Annotated in this window: 14 protein-coding genes; 6 read left to right on the top strand and 8 right to left on the bottom strand. The window is 46.9% G+C overall.

The window, feature by feature from the left end; genetic code table 11:
• Nucleotides 1–233 precede the first annotated feature (233 nt).
• The 6 genes from ACQCN2_RS10595 to ACQCN2_RS10570 form a co-directional block, all read right to left on the bottom strand.
• Nucleotides 234–2,198, bottom strand: coding sequence for a heavy metal translocating P-type ATPase (locus tag ACQCN2_RS10595; protein ID WP_426928877.1), 1,965 nt, complete (start codon nt 2,196–2,198; stop codon nt 234–236).
• 226 nt (nt 2,199–2,424) lie between these two features.
• Nucleotides 2,425–3,852, bottom strand: a complete 1,428-nt coding sequence (locus ACQCN2_RS10590) for a sensor histidine kinase (RefSeq protein WP_426928876.1) — start codon at nt 3,850–3,852, stop codon at nt 2,425–2,427.
• Complete coding sequence (locus ACQCN2_RS10585; protein ID WP_426928875.1) at nt 3,830–4,525, bottom strand: response regulator transcription factor; 696 nt, start codon at nt 4,523–4,525, stop codon at nt 3,830–3,832. Before ACQCN2_RS10585 ends, ACQCN2_RS10590 begins: the two co-directional genes overlap by 23 nt.
• A gap of 6 nt (nt 4,526–4,531) precedes the next feature.
• Nucleotides 4,532–5,077: a hypothetical protein gene (locus ACQCN2_RS10580; protein ID WP_426928874.1), complete on the bottom strand. Its 546-nt coding sequence runs from the start codon at nt 5,075–5,077 to the stop codon at nt 4,532–4,534.
• Nucleotides 5,074–6,015: an FAD:protein FMN transferase gene (locus ACQCN2_RS10575; RefSeq protein ID WP_426928873.1), complete on the bottom strand. Its 942-nt coding sequence runs from the start codon at nt 6,013–6,015 to the stop codon at nt 5,074–5,076. Before ACQCN2_RS10575 ends, ACQCN2_RS10580 begins: the two co-directional genes overlap by 4 nt.
• A complete protein-coding gene (locus tag ACQCN2_RS10570; protein ID WP_426928872.1) occupies nt 6,012–6,410 on the bottom strand; it encodes a hypothetical protein in 399 nt (132 codons plus the stop codon). Before ACQCN2_RS10570 ends, ACQCN2_RS10575 begins: the two co-directional genes overlap by 4 nt.
• A gap of 147 nt (nt 6,411–6,557) precedes the next feature.
• Between ACQCN2_RS10570 and ACQCN2_RS10565 the strand changes: the two genes are divergently transcribed.
• Together ACQCN2_RS10565 and ACQCN2_RS10560 are read left to right on the top strand one after the other, a co-directional pair.
• Nucleotides 6,558–7,724 carry a THUMP domain-containing class I SAM-dependent RNA methyltransferase gene (locus ACQCN2_RS10565; RefSeq protein ID WP_426928871.1) on the top strand — a complete coding sequence of 389 codons (1,167 nt, stop codon included), beginning with the start codon at nt 6,558–6,560 and terminating at the stop codon, nt 7,722–7,724.
• Nucleotides 7,725–7,801: 77 nt separating this feature from the next.
• The gene (locus tag ACQCN2_RS10560; protein ID WP_426928870.1) at nt 7,802–10,456 is read left to right on the top strand and encodes a DUF4855 domain-containing protein; all 2,655 of its coding nucleotides are present in this window, start codon (nt 7,802–7,804) and stop codon (nt 10,454–10,456) included.
• Between the two features lie 52 nt (nt 10,457–10,508).
• Here ACQCN2_RS10560 and ACQCN2_RS10555 read toward each other — a convergent pair whose 3' ends face one another.
• Complete coding sequence (locus tag ACQCN2_RS10555) at nt 10,509–11,804, bottom strand: MDR family MFS transporter (RefSeq protein WP_426928869.1); 1,296 nt, start codon at nt 11,802–11,804, stop codon at nt 10,509–10,511.
• A gap of 510 nt (nt 11,805–12,314) precedes the next feature.
• Entirely contained in the window at nt 12,315–13,364 is a 1,050-nt protein-coding gene (selD, locus tag ACQCN2_RS10550; RefSeq protein WP_426928868.1) for a selenide, water dikinase SelD, read from the bottom strand.
• 101 nt (nt 13,365–13,465) lie between these two features.
• On the opposite strand from selD, the gene mnmH reads away from it, so the two are divergent.
• The 4 genes from mnmH to ACQCN2_RS10530 all read left to right on the top strand — a co-directional run bounded on the left by mnmH (nt 13,466) and on the right by ACQCN2_RS10530 (nt 17,585).
• Entirely contained in the window at nt 13,466–14,524 is a 1,059-nt protein-coding gene (gene mnmH / locus ACQCN2_RS10545) for a tRNA 2-selenouridine(34) synthase MnmH (protein WP_426928867.1), read from the top strand.
• A gap of 115 nt (nt 14,525–14,639) precedes the next feature.
• Nucleotides 14,640–15,752 (top strand): aminopeptidase, encoded by a 1,113-nt coding sequence (locus ACQCN2_RS10540; RefSeq protein WP_426928866.1) that lies wholly within the window; start codon nt 14,640–14,642, stop codon nt 15,750–15,752.
• A 116-nt stretch (nt 15,753–15,868) separates the two neighbouring features.
• Nucleotides 15,869–16,825, top strand: coding sequence for an RluA family pseudouridine synthase (locus tag ACQCN2_RS10535; protein ID WP_426928865.1), 957 nt, complete (start codon nt 15,869–15,871; stop codon nt 16,823–16,825).
• Nucleotides 16,826–16,961: 136 nt separating this feature from the next.
• Nucleotides 16,962–17,585: a TetR/AcrR family transcriptional regulator gene (locus tag ACQCN2_RS10530; protein ID WP_426928864.1), complete on the top strand. Its 624-nt coding sequence runs from the start codon at nt 16,962–16,964 to the stop codon at nt 17,583–17,585.
• Nucleotides 17,586–17,648 lie beyond the last annotated feature (63 nt).

Below are 17,648 nucleotides of genomic sequence, written 5' to 3'. Positions count from 1 at the left end.
GTACTTAAACTTTTTCCATCCGCGTTGGAGAAAAGACTTCGTCACTGAAGACTCATTTTAAGCGAAACTCAGCGTAGAGAACGTAGGAAGGAAAAGAGTCGGCATTCTTTACATCATTGAGAAGCGAAGTGATTTTCTTGTCGACTCCCTTCCGAAGTGAACGGAGCGGACAGTAAATGCTACACGCGAGCTTAAACAGAGCGGAGCGGGACGAAGTTTTTTCTCCGTTCTGTTTAACGCAGCAAGCGCAACCCGTTCAAAATGACCAAAATCGTACTTCCTTCATGCCCCAAAACTCCAAGCGGCAACGTAATTGATTGACAGAAGTTCGAAAGCATGAGCAGTAGGATGACAGAGAGAGCGAAACCAATATTTTGCTTCACCACAGAGCGTGTACGTCTGCTTAGCTTGATTGCAGCAGGAATTTTCTCCAAAGCGTCTTTCATCAGAACGACGTCGGCGGCCTCCAAAGAGACATCACTGCCGGAGCCACCCATGGAAATCCCTACGGTTGCAATCGCCAAGGCTGGCGCATCGTTCACTCCGTCGCCTACCATCGCGATTTTTCCGTACTGGTTGCTAAGCTCTCGTACCTTCTCCACTTTGTTCTGAGGAAGCAAATCAGCGTAGAACAAATCAATTCCGGCTTGCTTGGCAATTACTTCAGCTGTCGAGTAACGATCACCTGTGAGCATGGCAACCTGAAGTCCCAGCTTCTTCAACTCGTCAATGGTTTTGCGTGCTTGTGGGCGAATCGTGTCTTGCAAACCAAAGATCCCCACGAGACCTGCTCCATTCTCAATGAGAATGACGGTTTTTCCTTCCTGTGAAAGCTGATCAATCACCTGTTGTGCTTCTTCGGTCAGTTCAATCTGATTCAAATAGCGAGGACTGCCGATTCTCCAGGTTTGATCCAGATAAGTAGCTTCTACGCCTTGACCCGTAACCGCCTGCAGTGAATCCGGGTGATCAAGCTGCAGCTGGAAAGCTTCTGCCTGACTCACGATGGCTTTGGCAAGAGGATGCTCCGACATGCTCTCAATGGAAGCCGCAATCCGTAACATCTCTGATTCCGAATAGCCCTGGTAAGCGTGCATATTGGTTACCTGCGGCTTACCTTGAGTAAGTGTTCCCGTCTTGTCAAAAGCAATCAGTCCAACGCCCGCGAGGTTCTCCAGGTGTGTGCCTCCTTTTACCAGCACGCCACTGCGAGCACTGTTGGAAATAGCCGAGAGCATGGCGGGAACGATAGAGGCGACAAGCGCACAAGGCGAAGCGACTACCAAAAATACCATGGATCGATAAAAGGTTTCACTCCAGCTCCAGCCGAGTAGATAATGTGGGGCAAACATCAACACCACTGTAAACAGGATAATGGCATTGGCATAAATGTTCTCAAAGCGTTCAATGAATTGCTGACTGGCTGGCATCTCGGTTTTGGCTTCTTCAACGAGCTTGACGATTTTGGAGAGCAAGCTGTTTTCGTTCGTTTGTGTGACCTCGATCAGCAAGGCGCCTTGACCGTTTAATGTACCGCTAAATACTTCACTTCCGGCGGTTTTATCTACAGGAACAGGCTCGCCCGAAATCGAGGCTTCATTGATGCTGGAGCTTCCTTGGACGATCTTCCCATCGGCAGGAATCTTTTCGCTCGGTTTGACGATAATGATATCTCCTATGCGCAGTTCTTCGATGCGAACTTCATGTTCAAATCCGTTTGAAAAAAGAGTGGCCGTATCTGGCGTCATTTCCATTAATGCGTGAAGATCACGTTGGCTTTTCGCCAATGAATAGGATTCCAGTGCGCCGCTTAATGAGAAGATAAAGATGAGCAGGCCGCCCTCCATCCAATAACCGATGCTCGCGGCACCGATCGCAGCCACTAACATCAGGAGATTCACATCGAGCGAACGCTCTTCGATTAAAGTCGTGATTCCTTCTTTTGCTTTGACATATCCGCCAACAGCGTAAGCCGCAATAAAAAGAGGGACGGCCGCATAAGACAGGCTGGCTTGCTCGCAGGCCCAGGCAATGGCAATAAGCAAACCACTCGAGAGTGCAGCGATGGTTTCAAAATGTTTTCGGAGGAATGCCAAAAGCTTATTGGGTTCCTTCTTGGGTGCTTTACAAGCTGAGGATTGACACGCAGACGTTTTGCACATCATTGGATTTGTGCAGATTTTTACTGGTGCTTTCATAAACGATCACCTTCTCTTTCTTTTGTAATTGATAATAAGAATCAATATAGATGCCCTTAAAAAGCCACATGCTACTGTCCAGATGGACAGTAGCATGACAATTGAGAATGATTATTATTTTGTGTATGGGCAATAAAATTGCTTTTGTGCAACATTACTATATTAATTATAATCTAATAATAACAAAAAGGAAACGAATTTTTTACCTTTTTCAACTTGTATTACGTTAATTCTTTCTGGAGGTAAAATATACACGGAATTCACTGCCTTTTCCGGGAGAACTGGATACTTCAATTCTTCCATGGTGAGCTTCGATAATGGAATGGCAAATGGCCAATCCTAGTCCGGTTCCGCCTGATTGACGGTTTCGTGATTCATCTACCCGATAAAAACGGTCAAAAAGCTTAGGAATGGCCTCTTCTGGTATTCCGCAGCCATTGTCTTTGATGGTAATGAACACCTCGTAATCGTTTTGCTTGCTGGAGATTTCAATCGTACCCACGGAATCAATGGCGGTAATGGCGTTTTTGATCAAATTGGTAAACACCATTTCAAGAGAAACACGATCTCCTTGTACACAGAATCCATGTTTCTCGTGAATAAAATCAATTTGTTTTGATTTCAGGAAATGCTTTGCCTTTTGAATGCTTATCTCAAGTACTTCGTCGATAGGGAGGGTGTTGCTTACGAGCTGTTTGCCCTGTTCAAATCGAGCAAGCGTAAGCAATTGAGTGGATAAGGATGTCATATGGTCCACTTCTGTCAGGCATCTTTTCAATGATTCCTGATACTCCACTTCTGTTCGGGGACGGCGCAGGGTAATCTCGATCTCTGAGCGCAGAACGGCTAAAGGGGTTCTCAACTCATGAGAAGCATCTTGGACAAACATGCTCTGAGCCAGAAAAGATCGGTATAACCTACCAAGCATCGCGTTAATACCTTGAACGAGTCCTTGAAGAGTTCGGTCCTTTACGGGTAGTTCTATTTGAGTAGACAAGGACTTTTGCTCAATTGGTTGAAGCTTTTCTGCGATCTCTCGAATGGGTCGGAACGCTCGGATCGTCGAATAAGAGACAACGCTCGTAATTAACAGAACACCGCCGACGGAGATGCTAATAAATATCATTAATACTGTATGCAGGAATTCCTGAACGTCTTCCAAATCTACGGCGAGCTCAAGCATATACGTCTCGTCTCCAATGGAGAATGGAACGTTCACTTCACGGTATCGAGCCTTTTCAGAAAAAAGAGTGGTGAAGTAAGAGAATGACTCGCGTATCAGGTGGGAATTCTCACCCTCATTTATATTGGAAAAATGTTCGCCTTCGTCTGATTTATAGTCTAAAGGGACATGCTCATGCCCTTCGTTGAGCGAATCACGCAGTTTTCCCTCTTGAAGAATAACGTTTCCTTCACTATCCAGAACGCGGTAATACCCCTTTTTCCATTCCAGTTCAGTGATGTGATGATCTTGTGTCCAGCGTGAAATCATGGAGTTGACTTCCACCAGCAACATGGAGTTCGTGTTGCGGTTCATTAGCCAAGCTACACTAAAATAGGCACTTACAATAATCAGGAATAATACGAGGGTCATCGCCAATCCTGTACGAACAGCGATACGTAAAGGGAAACTAAGATTCCATGTCGTTTTCATTCTGGTTCACCAGCTTGTAGCCAAATCCCCGGATGGTTTGAATAATCCGCTTATTCATGATTGGCTCGATTTTTTTTCGTAAGTTTTTGACATGCGCTTCGATGGTATTGGCCTGTACGTCCCATGGTTCGACCCAGACTTGTTCAGCCAGGCGCTCTCTTGGAATCACCTGCTCTGGCCTGCGCAAGAAAACCTCAAGTATCTGAAATTCACGTGGTGTTAGATCAATGGGAATACCTTTGCAGCGCACTTGATGAGATGAAAGATCGACAACAAGATCGTTCCAAACAAGCTGATTGGTCAGGTAGGTCTTGGTCTTCCGTCGTTGCAAGGATTGGATTCTGGCGAGAAGCTCTTCGAAGGCGAATGGCTTGCACAGGTAGTCATCAGCACCGCTCGTCAGGCCTAAGACCCGGTCATCCACAGAATCAAGTGCAGTCAGCATCAGGATGGGTACGGAACTTCCAGAAGAACGAAGCTTTGCCAGTACCTGATCTCCTGATAACCGTGGAAGCTTACGGTCCAGAATGATGACTTCATATTCACGATCGTTTGTGTAAAGGAGTGCTTCTTCACCATCGGTAGCAACGTCGATGTGATAGCCCTCTTCTTTTAACCCTTTGTTCAGAATGGCGGCCAAGTGGACATCATCTTCTACGACTAGTAAACGCAAGTGGAGTTACCTCTTTTCTACTATGGCTCCTGGAATCTCCATCGAGAGACGGAGGATGGCAAGAAGACTGACGAGTAAGGCGGAGCCACCATAAAGTATTTGGGGAATGGCATGTGTTGCATCTGTTCCAATAAAAATTCCGTGGAACGTTACGAGAATGTACGTAAGTGGAGATAAAATATGTATCTTGCGCCAAAGAAACGTACCGATCTGCTGTCGGAAATCAGAGGATATGATTACTGCAACTAAACCGTACAATCCTATGATACCAAACGCTAAAGGAAACATGTGGTAATTGGAGACAAACGGAATAAATAGTTCACTCCAAGTGAGTTTGAGATAGTTGTCAAACAGCAATATTCCCACATGAAACAGTGACAGATACATCGCCCAATTTCCAATTGCCTGATGAATGATCGGCCACAGCCAAACCGATTTCTTGCGCTGACGCTGGATTTGGATTATTAATCCCAAAGAGATGGCCATAAACAGCAGAAAATAGGCCACCAACCCGCTCGCTCTGGTCAAATACCAAATGTCCAAGAATTTCATGACACACCAACCCTCCTACATTCCTTGTTGCTCAAAATCACCAAGGCCTGCAGCTTATGTGCCTCGATCCAGTCGGAACCTTCCTCTTCGCCAAGAATGAGCAAAGTTTTGGCGAAGATGTCTGCCTGTATAGCAGATGGAGCCATGACGGTAGCTGAAACAATGCTGCTTTTACTTGGCATACCGGTTCGTGGATCAATCAAGTGATGCCGTATGTCTTGGCCCACTCTCCAACGTCTTTTCCAGGTTGATGAAGTTGCCGCCGCTCCCTGGGTTAAATGCAGGATGGCTTTATTGCGCTCAGGGTAGAAAGGATCTTCAATGCCGATTTTCCACATGGAACCTTTCTGACCGAACAGGCGCAAATCTCCACCCGCATTCACGTAACCACAGCCTGTCGAAGCGAGTAACTCAGCAGCTCGATCCGCACACCATCCTTTAGCAATTCCACTCAAGTCAATGGCATGTGGGGTCGCAACTTGCACAAGGCGTTCGGTAGAATCGATAATTTCGTAGGGCAGCATGCCAGGGAGTGGCAGTCGGCCTGGGACAAGTGATTCTAGCGATGGCTGGGAGTCCGCACAATGGTCGCAATCATAGCGATGTTGCAGTAAGTCAAAGGATACCCGATAGCCTGCCGCCAATAGATTAGGCAGAATCCCCGGATGAAATATCCCCTGTGTTTCCTTATAGTACTGCTTGGCTGCCTGTAAAATCTCAAACAGCAAGGGAGATACCACACGGATATGACCAGCTGGCTGAGCGTTCAAGCAGGATAGCTCACTCTCTGGGATAAATCTGCTGCAGACTGCTTCAACCTGGACAAACAGAGCCTGAGCTTCTTGAAAAGCGGAAGCTGTCAGGGGAGAAGAATCATGTTCCAGACAGACTTCTACCTGTGTATTCATTGCTTGAAAAGTATGGATGTGTGTCGTCATGAAGCTCGCGTCCTTGTATCTGTTGGTGCATTATACGATGGAGCTAACTCAATAAATCCGTTAGCGTTGTGTGCACTCTGCAACTGTGGCTCTTGCTGGTCTTCTTCCCAATGATCATCATCGTCATCATCATGCTTCTTTTCATGCTCATGATCATGATCTTCATTCTCCCAATGTTCATACGTTCGCCTGACAATTTTGGGTAGCTCTTTAGCCTGGTTATCAGATGGATTGTCGGCGAATACATATTGCTTGGCGGGTTGATCATTTGAATTGGATGCGCTTTTCTTGTCAGAGGATGGTGCTTGTCCAGCAAGGGTGCCTACGACGGAAACTACAAAAGCAACACTAGCTATTCTTACGCCCCAGTTTACAATGGCTTTTTTGTTCATCATCAATACCTCCTCGGTTAGCTTGATATCAATGTAAACTAGAAAGCTGAATTCTAAATGAAGAAAGCGATCCACTCGAAATTGCCAAATGAACCGCTAAATAGGGTATGATAAGATGAGGTAACCCTTATAGACAGGAGATTTATAGAAATGAATAAAGTTGAGCTAATTGCTACATCTACCTTTGGACTTGAGTCCGTTGTTGCGGAAGAAGTAAAAAAGCTAGGCTATACTGATCTGCAAGTGGAGAATGGCAAAGTGTCATTTCAAGCTGATTTGTCCGCCATTCCACGGACAAACCTATGGCTTCGCACTTCGGATCGTGTACGTGTCAAAATCGGTGAATTCCGTGCGACTACATTCGATGAGCTGTTTGAACAGACCAAAGATTTGCCGTGGGCTGATTGGATTCCAGAGAACGGAACTTTTCCGGTTGAAGGAAAATCCGTTAAATCCACTTTATTCAGTGTGTCCGACTGCCAAGCGATTGTGAAAAAGGCAGTAGTCGAGAGCTTGAAGAAGAAATACAAAACGGAATGGTTTGAAGAAAAAGGACCCATGTACAAAATTGAAGTGGCCTTGTTGAAAGACGTCGCCACCTTAACCATTGATACGAGCGGCCCCGGACTTCACAAGCGAGGATACCGTGAGTTAATTGGTACGGCACCATTGAAGGAAACCATGGCGGCCGCCTTGATTCTTTTGTCTCGCTGGAATCCTGATCGCGTACTGGTTGACCCATTCTGTGGTTCGGGAACGATTCCAATTGAGGCCGCGCTTATTGGACAAAACATTGCGCCGGGAATGAACCGCGAATTCGTCTCCGAAAGCTGGCCAATTATCCCTAAAACTCTGTGGAGAGAAGCACGCGCGGAAACACACGACCTCGCGGATTATGATCGCAAATTAGAGATTATCGGAACAGACATTGACGAAGAGGTTCTCAAAATAGCCCGACGCAATGCGATGGAAGCGGGAGTGGAGGAGTCCATTCATTTTCAGCGGATGGCGATGAAGGAGCTTAGTTCGAAAAGAAAGTATGGCTATCTCATCACCAACCCACCGTACGGGGAGCGATTAAGCGATTGGAAAGGAGCTGCTCGTCTTAATAAGGAGTTAGGACAAGTATGCTCCAAGCTAGATACATGGTCATTCTATGTGATTACCTCTGATGAACAGTTTGAAGAGCATTTTGGTCGTACCGCGAGTAAAAAACGCAAACTGTTCAACGGTAATTTAAAGGTTGATTACTATCAGTTCTTTGGACCGAAGCCACCCCGTCCAAAGCAGACGGAAGAAACGAAACTGGCAGATTAATCGTCATAAGATAGAAAGAAAAAATCGTCACAACTAGAGAGATAAATCAATAGGGAAGTAGAGGAGGAAACATTGTTTTGAGAAGTCAGACACGAAGGGCATCCAAATGGATTACGGTAGGAATGGCAGCGATCATGCTTCTTACCCCAACGTGGGCAAATGCTAATCCTGCAATGCCCGCTACTCAGATGCCCCAAGTTAATCCAGGTACTATGACGACTCCTGCGGAAATAAAGGAGTTTACCGATGTTCATGGACATTTCTCGGAGAAAGCCGTTCAGCACTTGAATGAGTTGCAGTTAATCAATGGAAGCGGCAATCAATTATTTCATCCGAATGAAACCATTACCCGGCAGGATTTTGCGCTTTTGCTGTCCAAAATCGTCGGATTGCAGGCAGGCGGAGAATCCGCACTTTCTTTTGCGGATGTATCTACGAACAGCCCTTATGTTCCCTACCTATCCAGTTTGATCGACGCGGGGATCATGAAAGGAAAGGGAGATCGCCTGGAGGTAAAAGCCCCCTTGTCTCGACAGGATATGGCGGTCATTCTTTCTCGTGTGATGGATGCGACGGCTAATCAACCAAGTGGAACAGGAGCGGCTCCGAAACCTTACATAGATGAAAAGAGCGTGGCTTCTTATGCGCAGGACGCTGTTTATACTGTCGGGCAAAAGGGCTGGTTACTCGGCAGCAATGGAATGTTCTATCCTATTCGGAACGTTACGAGAGGGGAAGCGGCCGTTGTCATGGATAGAATTTGGCAAGCCCGTTTGGAACAAGCGCAACAAGTGGAGATAGAGGCTAACCATCATCACTTGAAACTGATTGCCGGTACAAGCGAACAGCTGGTGATTACTCGCAAAGGCGGAGGGAAGCTGCCGTTCACGCCGATTTTCTCCTTGGACAATCCAGACATAGGAGCCATCGAACCAGACGGTACATTCGTTGCAGGGACCAAGACCGGTTTGGGACAAGTTACTGTGACAGTTGGCTATCAAACGCTCCAGATTCCAGTAGAGGTAACAGCGGATGGTAGTCCAAATCCGACAACGGGTTCTGCCAGTACGACCAGTGTGTCGGGCAGCTCTTCTGCGGATTCGGCTGTGACTGTTCCATCAGGAACTGACACTTCAGCCACTACAAAACCAGAGACGTCAGAATCTAACGCTAATCACACCGATCTGGTTAACTATGCGCCTGGAAGCTTTAGTTCAGTCGCTTTTACCGGGCCGCAGGATGCCTTTTTTGGCAATATGGAGAAGAAGTATCCAGGTCCAGTGGGTGGAATCGTTACGCCATCGGAGACATGGACAGGATACAATCGTCAATTTGGCAGGGAGATTACTGTTACATTACCTGAAAAGAAAAACGTTCAGCAAATCTCGCTTCAATTTAAACAGGATCAAGGAGCAGGAATTGAGCTTCCTAAGTCAATGGAAGTGGAAGTTTCCCAAGACGGCAAGCGTTGGTCCTATGCAGGGAAAGTAACGCATGCCGTGTCTCCGGGAGATAAAACTTCTCTAATTCGTTCGTTAACCGTTCAATTGCCATCCACTGAATTGCAGTCTGTACGGGTACGGTTTCCGGTGAAGGTTTGGGTTTTCGCCCGTCAGCTGCAAGTGTTGGGTAATAATCAGGCTGCACCTTCCCTTGTCTTGCTGCCACCGACTCGTGTCGAGAATGGAGGAATGGCTGAAGACATCAAAGCGGAAGATCGGATGAGAAATCTGCTGCTTGCCTATTCGGGAGCCAATGGGGAACGAGGAACTTGGACCGTCGACAACTTCCTTCCGCTGGTTGGCTATATTAACCAGGATGGCAAAATGGCCGATCAACTCTTTGACAGTGTGTTGTTCCTGCCTTATCCAACCATGACAGCTACCAAAGACAGTTGGAATAAGTATTTGAACGACCTGTTCCAGCAAGGCAGACAGCTAGATGCGCTGAACACGGCGATGCTGGAGTATAACAAGCAGAGAGGTACGCTTGTCAATCATCGAACGATTGAAAAGGTCGTGCTCACCCTGCCATATCCCGATCCGAATCAGGCAAACTTCGGCCAAGTGCTTGAAGACCAGGATCCGCTTTCCTTCCAGGCTTCCAAGGTTGGTGGAGAGAGAGCCTACCAATATCGCCTTCAAGCAATGAACTGGTATTTCAACGAACTGATGAAGCGCTGGAATGCCGCCGATTATTCCTATTTAAAACTGGAAGGAATTTATTGGTTCCATGAGCTTGTAGATGATGCTTCTCCGAGGGAAAGAGATATTATTTGGGAAGCGGCTGAGATGGTTCACCAAAAGGCCTTGCGCTTTTACTGGATTCCATATTACGGAGCACCAGGGTTTACGGAGTGGAAGCAACTTGGTTTTGACTACGCGTTTGTACAACCTAACTTCTACTTCACTGACGTGTCAACTGAGCGAATCGAATCAACACTTTCTGTAGCCAATCAATACGGAATGGGGATTGAAGTGGAAGGTGACGAGAAAATGGTTCGTGACCTGAAATTCTTCCAGACTTATTACAACCAATTGATCGCCGGTCATAAGCTTGGGATCGATAAGAATAAAATCCACGCCTACTACTACGGCTCGAAAAGTCTGTTAGAAGCCTATTCCAGCAAGGATGAGCATTTCCGTGCCGTTTACGATGACACCTACAAATGGATGAACGGCAAGTTTACGATTAGCGATTATATGAAGCCAATCGCTCCGCAAATTCCATAACGTGGCCAGTTCGGCTAATGAAGAACCCCGTCAGGATATCTGACGGGGTTTCTTAACTAATCTCTACCTTAGCATACTCTCCACCCTTGCCCGCTTTGACAGACTGAGGCTTCGCAATTTGTTTATCAATCACGCGGAAAAGTCGGAAGTAGATCAATGCGCTTATGAATGCGCACAACATGATCATACCGAACACACCGATGGGAGACAGCCATTGGGAAACTCCGATGGAGAACGGAGCGAGAAAGCGTCCAATCGAGAACTGCAGCGTGGAGGCGCCCATATATTGCCCGCGTTTGTCCTCAGGCGCATATTTGCTAATAAAGCTTTGAGCAACTGGCGTACGAACTAATTCTCCAATCGTAAAGACGACCATACAGCCAAAGAGCAGCCAAACATTGGTGGTAAAAGCCATCGCAAACATTCCGATACCCGTGATTATAGAAGAGAGAATCAGTGAATTGCGATCAGACCAATGAGAGAAGAGGCGGGTAATCATCAAGGTAAACAGCACGACGAGCAGGCCGTTAATTCCTACCATCCAGCCAAAAGTTTGCGTACTGTTGATCGAGTAAGACCAATCTCCCCACGAGAACAGGGATTGAGTCGGAACGAATTCCTTGATGTAGACCGGCATGTACAAGTCCATCTGCATGAACGTGAAGCTGATCAGAATCCCCGCGATAATGTACCAGGCAAATATACGATCACTGAAAATCGCCTTGTAACTGCGCCATTGGTCCATGAGACTGGATGCAGACGAGCTGGACTTTTCGACGCGTGCTGATTTTGGCAAGCTTTCCTTCAACATAAAGAACAGCACGATACCAAACACAGCGTTAATGAGAAAGCAAATGAGCATAAGCTGGGAGCGATAATTCTCAAAGAAGAACGAACCGATAATGGGACCGACGACTACGCCGACATTCATCGCGGTATAAAAAGTGGCAAATACCTCACGGCGATCTTCTTCAGTTGTCAAATCCGCCACCATAGCGGAACTTGCGGGCCAATAAATGGAGCCGCCAATGGATAATCCGGTAAAAGCAATGAACTCAACCCAGGGTGAGGACGAAGCGGAGAACAGGGCAAACATTGCGACTTCGATTGCGACGCCCAGCAGCATGGTCGGACGACGACCGATGCGATCCGCCATACGTCCTCCAATCAGGCTGGAGAATACTCCGACAAGCGGAGGAATGGTGAGGATAAGACCCGCCACTTCTTTCCCAAAGGATTCAGTAAAGTGCAAAGCCATGAATGGGAAGAACATCCAATAAAAAATATGAAAAATCGTTTCTCCAATTAAGCGAACTTTCAGGTTCGAATTCCACGATAACCAGCTCAAGCGTGATTCCTCCAATCTATTATCAAGATGACCTTTGGATCAAAAACAATATCGTACACCGCAGGATGAGGAGGAGACGTCCACAAAAAAAAGCAAAACACGAGGGAGGAAGTCTAGTAGTGAATTTCTTCCGCTCGCGTTTTGCTTTTGTTCAACAAGTGTTGGATCGATTAGAAATCATCTCGATCTAGACCAACTCTTGTGAAAAAAGTGAAGGCGAAGTATTCAAGGGTGCACGAATACACCAATAGAATACCGTCGCCTCCATATGTCGTAACATATGAAAACGGTGCGGACGTATACTCATCCTGCAGCTTCAACAATATGATGGTGTGAGAGGCGATGGTGCCCCTCAGCGAGGCCCATCAGATGGTGAAATCTACAGGACGAATCATATATCCAACACTCCGTTTCGTTTTATGAGAAGTACATCTCAACATTTTTCATTAAATTGGGAAATGACTTGTTAACTATCATACGCCAGTAATTTCTAAAAATGCAAGGAAAATTTTACAAAATCGTTATTCGCCCAGGATGATCCTCAACCACATCGGCAATAATTCTTGCCCACTCCACTCCATTTTCGTGTAGAGTCGCAAGTAAATCATTGGCTTGGTCAGCAGGCAGACTCATCAGAAGTCCCCCGGACGTTACGGCATCACAAAGAATAATCCGATCAATTTCATCCAGCTCTGAGGCAAACTCGACTCGATTCGATACCCATTTGGCATTGGATTTGCTGCCGCCCGGAATAATTCCCTGCTTTGCCAATTCGCGAGTCCCCGGCAGAATCGGCACATTCGTGGAATGGATGCGGATTCCCACTTGGCTTCCTTCCGCCATTTCGAGGGAATGTCCCAGTAAGCCAAATCCCGTCACATCTGTACACGCATTGACAGGGTAGTCTGCCATCAGTTCGGCGGCTTGCTTATTTAAGGTGGCCATGATTTTCATCACGGTCTGGATTTGTTCAGGTTGAAGCGCATCTCGCTTAATGCCTGTTGTTTGGATACCAACACCAATTGGCTTGGTGAGAATTAGGACATCGCCTGGTTTGGCTCCTGCATTCGTCAGTACTTGCTTTGGATGAACGAGCCCCGTAACGGAAAGACCGAACTTCGGCTCAGGGTCATCAATCGAATGGCCGCCTACCAGTGCAGCACCAGCTTCTGCAATTTTCTCAGAAGCGCCGCGCAAAATTTCGGTCAAAATGGATGGGTCAAGCTTCGTAATCGGAAAACCGACAATATTTAAAGCTGTAATCGGCCGTCCACCCATGGCAAACACGTCACTTAAGGCGTTGGCTGCCGCAATTTGTCCAAACCAGTATGGATCATCCACAATCGGAGTGAAAAAATCCAATGTTTGGACCAAAGCTAGATCGTCTGTCACTTGATAGACACCCGCATCATCCGAGGTTTCTACTCCCACTAGTAGTCGAGGGTTATCGCTGCCGGGACGAGGGAGACTTTTGAGGACAGAAGAAAGGGCGTCAGGGCTAATCTTGCAGCCGCAGCCCCCTTTACTAGTAAGTGATGTTAACTTAACCGATGTTGTCATATTATAACCTCCTGCCTGATTGGATAGAATGATATGATTATAGAGTCTTCTTGTTTTTCACGGACTAGTGTAAGCATATCAGAAATGGAAGTGTTTGTTCATTGAGAGATGTTAATATTCAGGAAATCCTTCACCAAGGATACAGTAATCTAATCGATGTCCGTTCGCCAAGAGAGTTCGCCCGAGATACAATTCCCGGTGCCTGTAATGTGCCCTTATTTAGCGATGAGGAACGGGCCCAAATAGGAATTACCTATAAACAACAAGGCCAAGCAGCGGCACAATGGCTTGGCATGCAGCTTGTTTCGCCGAAAATAGAGCTTTTGATGCAGACGATTAAAGGCCGAGCGGAGGAGACGGGAGAGATCCCGACCATTTTTTGCTGGCGGGGCGGCATGCGCAGCCGGGCGATGGCGACGTTTTCCACTTTTGCCGGGCTGGAAGTTCAGCGTCTAACGGGAGGCTACCGCGCCTATCGCAAGTATGTTACGCAGACCTTTGAACCATATGAGCTAAAGGCTCCCTTAGTGCTCGTGCATGGAATGACGGGAGTAGGCAAAACCACACTGCTTCAAACGCTGGAGGCAAGCGGACAGCCCGTGCTGGATTTGGAACGGATGGCTGGTCATCGCGGGTCTGTATTTGGTCATTTGGGCAAAGGAAAACCAGCCAATCAAAAGATGTTCGACGCAAGATTGTTTGAGGGTCTTCGCCGATTGGAGAATGCGCCCTACATCATCATGGAAGCGGAGAGTAAACGGATTGGCAATGCGACGTTGCCGGAATTTTTACTAAACGCCAAAACATCGGCGACCATCCATCTGCTCGTGCAAGCGCCTCTGGATGTAAGAGTATGTCGCTTGTATGAAGATTATGTTGCCCCCTTCAAATGGCGGCCAGATTTCCAATCGAATGTATTGGATTCGTTCCAAAAGATCTATCGAAAAATTCCTACCGACCAGGCCAATTTGATTAAACGAGCTTTGCTTGAAGGTGATTATTCTACCGCTATTGCTTCTTTGCTCGTTGACTATTATGATCCGCGATATTCTGGTCATTCTGGAGACTACCAAGGGGAATTCCTAACAATAGATGGAGCGGACCTTCACATGGCAGAGCAACAAGTCCGCCAGTTTTTGCAGGAGCGGTTTTCTGAGTAGGATTGGCTTTTTCTGTCGATAGAAAAATTTTTAACAAGTCTGTTTCGCGGTACCCCTGTGTGCTACAATAATTGTCAGAAATATATGGACAAATAATGATATGGGGGTATGTTTGATGAAAGATCCACGGATTGTTACCTTGGCACAGAATCTTCTCAACCATTCTGTCCGCTTGCAGGCTGGCGAGAACGTCATGATTGAAGTGCGCGGGGAAGGTGACGTGTTGGCGGGTGAGTTGGTGAAGCAAGCGTATGCGTTGGGTGCTCACCCTTTTGTACGCTTCATTAATCCATCGATCCAGCGTGAACTGATGATGGGCACAACAGAAGAACGCGCTCATCGTGTGTTGAAATGGGAAGAGCCCATGTGGAAAGACATGCACGCGATGGTCGTGATCGCAGGAACAAGCAATGACAGCGAGATGTCTGACGTACCGGTTGAACGACGCCAAGCTTATCAAAAAGTGCTGAAAGATATGAACAACTACATTACATCCAATGTGAAATGGGTGCTGCTCAACTACCCGACACCTGGAATGGCGCAAAGTGCCAACATGTCAACAGAGGCGTTCGAGGACTTCTACTTTGATGTGTGCTCAACCGACTACAAGAAAATGCACGAGGCATTCCTGCCGCTGAAAGAATTAATGAATCGTACGGATCGCGTCCGTCTGGTTGGACCGGGAACGGACCTGAGCTTCTCCATCAAAGGAATCCCGAATGTGATCTGCTCTGGCGAGAATAACATTCCGGACGGGGAAATCTTCACCGCTCCTGTGCGTGATTCCGTCAACGGAACGATTTCTTATAATACGCCAACCCAGTACATGGGAACCAAATTCGAGAATGTCCGCCTCACCTTCCGCGATGGTCAGATCGTAGAAGCGACTGCGAATAATACCAAACGACTGAACGAGATTCTGGATAGCGATGAAGGCGCTCGTTATATCGGGGAGTTCGCCATCGGTGTGAATCCGTATATCTTAAACCCAATGAATGATATTCTCTTCGATGAGAAGATTGCGGGAAGCTTCCACTTCACTCCAGGTCAGGCATATGAAGACGCCAACAATGGCAACAAAAGCACCGTTCACTGGGACATGGTCAACATCCAGCGCCCAGAATACGGTGGCGGCGAAATTTGGTTTGACGATAAACTAATTCGTAAAGATGGTTTGTTCGTTCTGCCTGAATTGCTAGGCTTGAACCCGGAAAATCTTAAAGGTTAAGAAGCGAAGATTATACAATAGGAATGGAAGCCCAGGTGCGTGTGATGACCTGGGCTTTTCTTCTGGTTCTGGTTTCGGATACAATGGGCAAGAAGTGATGTAAGCGGGAGGTTTCCATGAAGAATAAGGCGTGGTTAGAATATACGGCAACAGATGAAGACGTAGGCCGCACGGTTGAACAGATTTTGAAGGAAACGCTGAATATCTCCGGCAGAATGATTCAACGTCTGACGAGAAGCAAGGGCATTCAATTAAATCGAAAAGCTCCCTTTTTGAAGCGTGAAGTAAAAGTGGGTGATCGAATATCGGTCAGAATCACGGATCAGAAGCCACCAGGTGCAATTCCGCCTGTCCATGCGGGAGCTATAGAGGCTCCGGTTCCGATTTTGTTTGAGGATCAACTATTTCTCGTAGTGAACAAGCCTGCTGGAATGCCTGTACACCCGACCAATCCAAGTCAGACAGGCACACTCGTTCAGCAATTAGCTGCTTACCTGGAAGCTCAGGGCGCCACTCCGCATGCTGTTCATCGTTTGGATAAAGAGACAACAGGGACGGTCCTCATCGCCAAAAGCAGCTATGCTCATCAACTGGCCGATAAACTTTTGCGAGCCAATGAACTGCACCGTGAATACCTCGCAATCGTAACGGGTGAAGTATCAGAAGCGAAGGGTGCAAAAGAGACCATCAATCAACCGATTGCGCGCGATCCGAATCACTCGACCAGACGACGAGTTCATCCCAATGGAGATGCGGCTATCACACACTATGAGGTGATGGAAAGTCATGAAAGCGGCTCCCTTGTCCAAGTAGAGCTGGAAACGGGAAGAACCCATCAGATTCGCGTGCATTTTGCCTGGTTAGGCCATCCGTTGCTGGGTGATACGCTGTACGGCGGGAAGAAATCAGGATTCTACCGAGCAGCTTTGCATGCGAGCAAGCTAGCATTTACCCATCCCGTGACGCAGGAGTCGATCAGTGTCGAGGCGACACTGCCGAACGATTTTCAAAGCTATTTTCAGAACCATTTTCAACAGCAACTATCTGCCACAGCCAAAGGAGATTTCCTCTAGAGCGATCTAGAGGAAGTCTCCTTTTTTTCGGATAGCCTGATAACTGCATGCAAGTATTTACATGCATAAACTTTTGTGGTTATAATTGGCAGTGTTGAAAAAATTGTAAGTAAGTACTTGCATGGCGGGGGTTATCATGGATCAAAACAAGCAGCATCATACGGAGGGGAAGGCAGAGGAACAGGAAACCAGGAAGAAAATCCTTGCAGCCGCTCGTCATCTGATGGCTCAGAAGGGTTTTAAGGGAGCGACAACGCGACTGATTGCGGAAGAAGCTGGGGTGAATGAAGTCACAATCTTTCGCCATTTTGGCAACAAGGAAGGCTTGATTACCGCTTTGCTGGAGGAGGTTTCTACGATCCAGCCGCAGTTGGAAGTGTTGAATCCACTCGATTATCCAACCGTAAGAGATTTCTTAATCAGCTATACGGAAGTGTTTAATCAAGCGCTTCAGGAACGAAAGGAAATCCTAATGATCACCTTCATCGAGGCCAAGAATCTAATGGATGAAACGCACTGTATTTTTTACAAGCTGCCAAGCGCTGCAATATTCGTTCTGATTGACAAACTTGCTCTCTTACATCAAGCCGGAAAAATTGTGGACTGTGACTTGGCAGTTGCCGCGCATATGCTTATTTCCTCATTCTATTCGGCTTTTTTCGTCCGAATTCAAGCGGGTATTGAGAATTTTGCGATTGACGAGAAGCGTCTCTTGGATCGCTCTGTCGATATATTGATCCGAGCGTTGCAAGTTTCTTGAAATTATGTTGGATGTTGGCCGTAGTGTTTGATGAATCCCCATAGCGATTGGAGAGAGGTACGG

The organism is Brevibacillus ginsengisoli, assembly GCF_050113715.1.
GTDB classification, from domain to species: domain Bacteria; phylum Bacillota; class Bacilli; order Brevibacillales; family Brevibacillaceae; genus Brevibacillus_H; species Brevibacillus_H ginsengisoli.
Note: the sequence above shows the minus strand (reverse complement) of the source record. Positions and strands in the feature narration are given on the sequence as shown.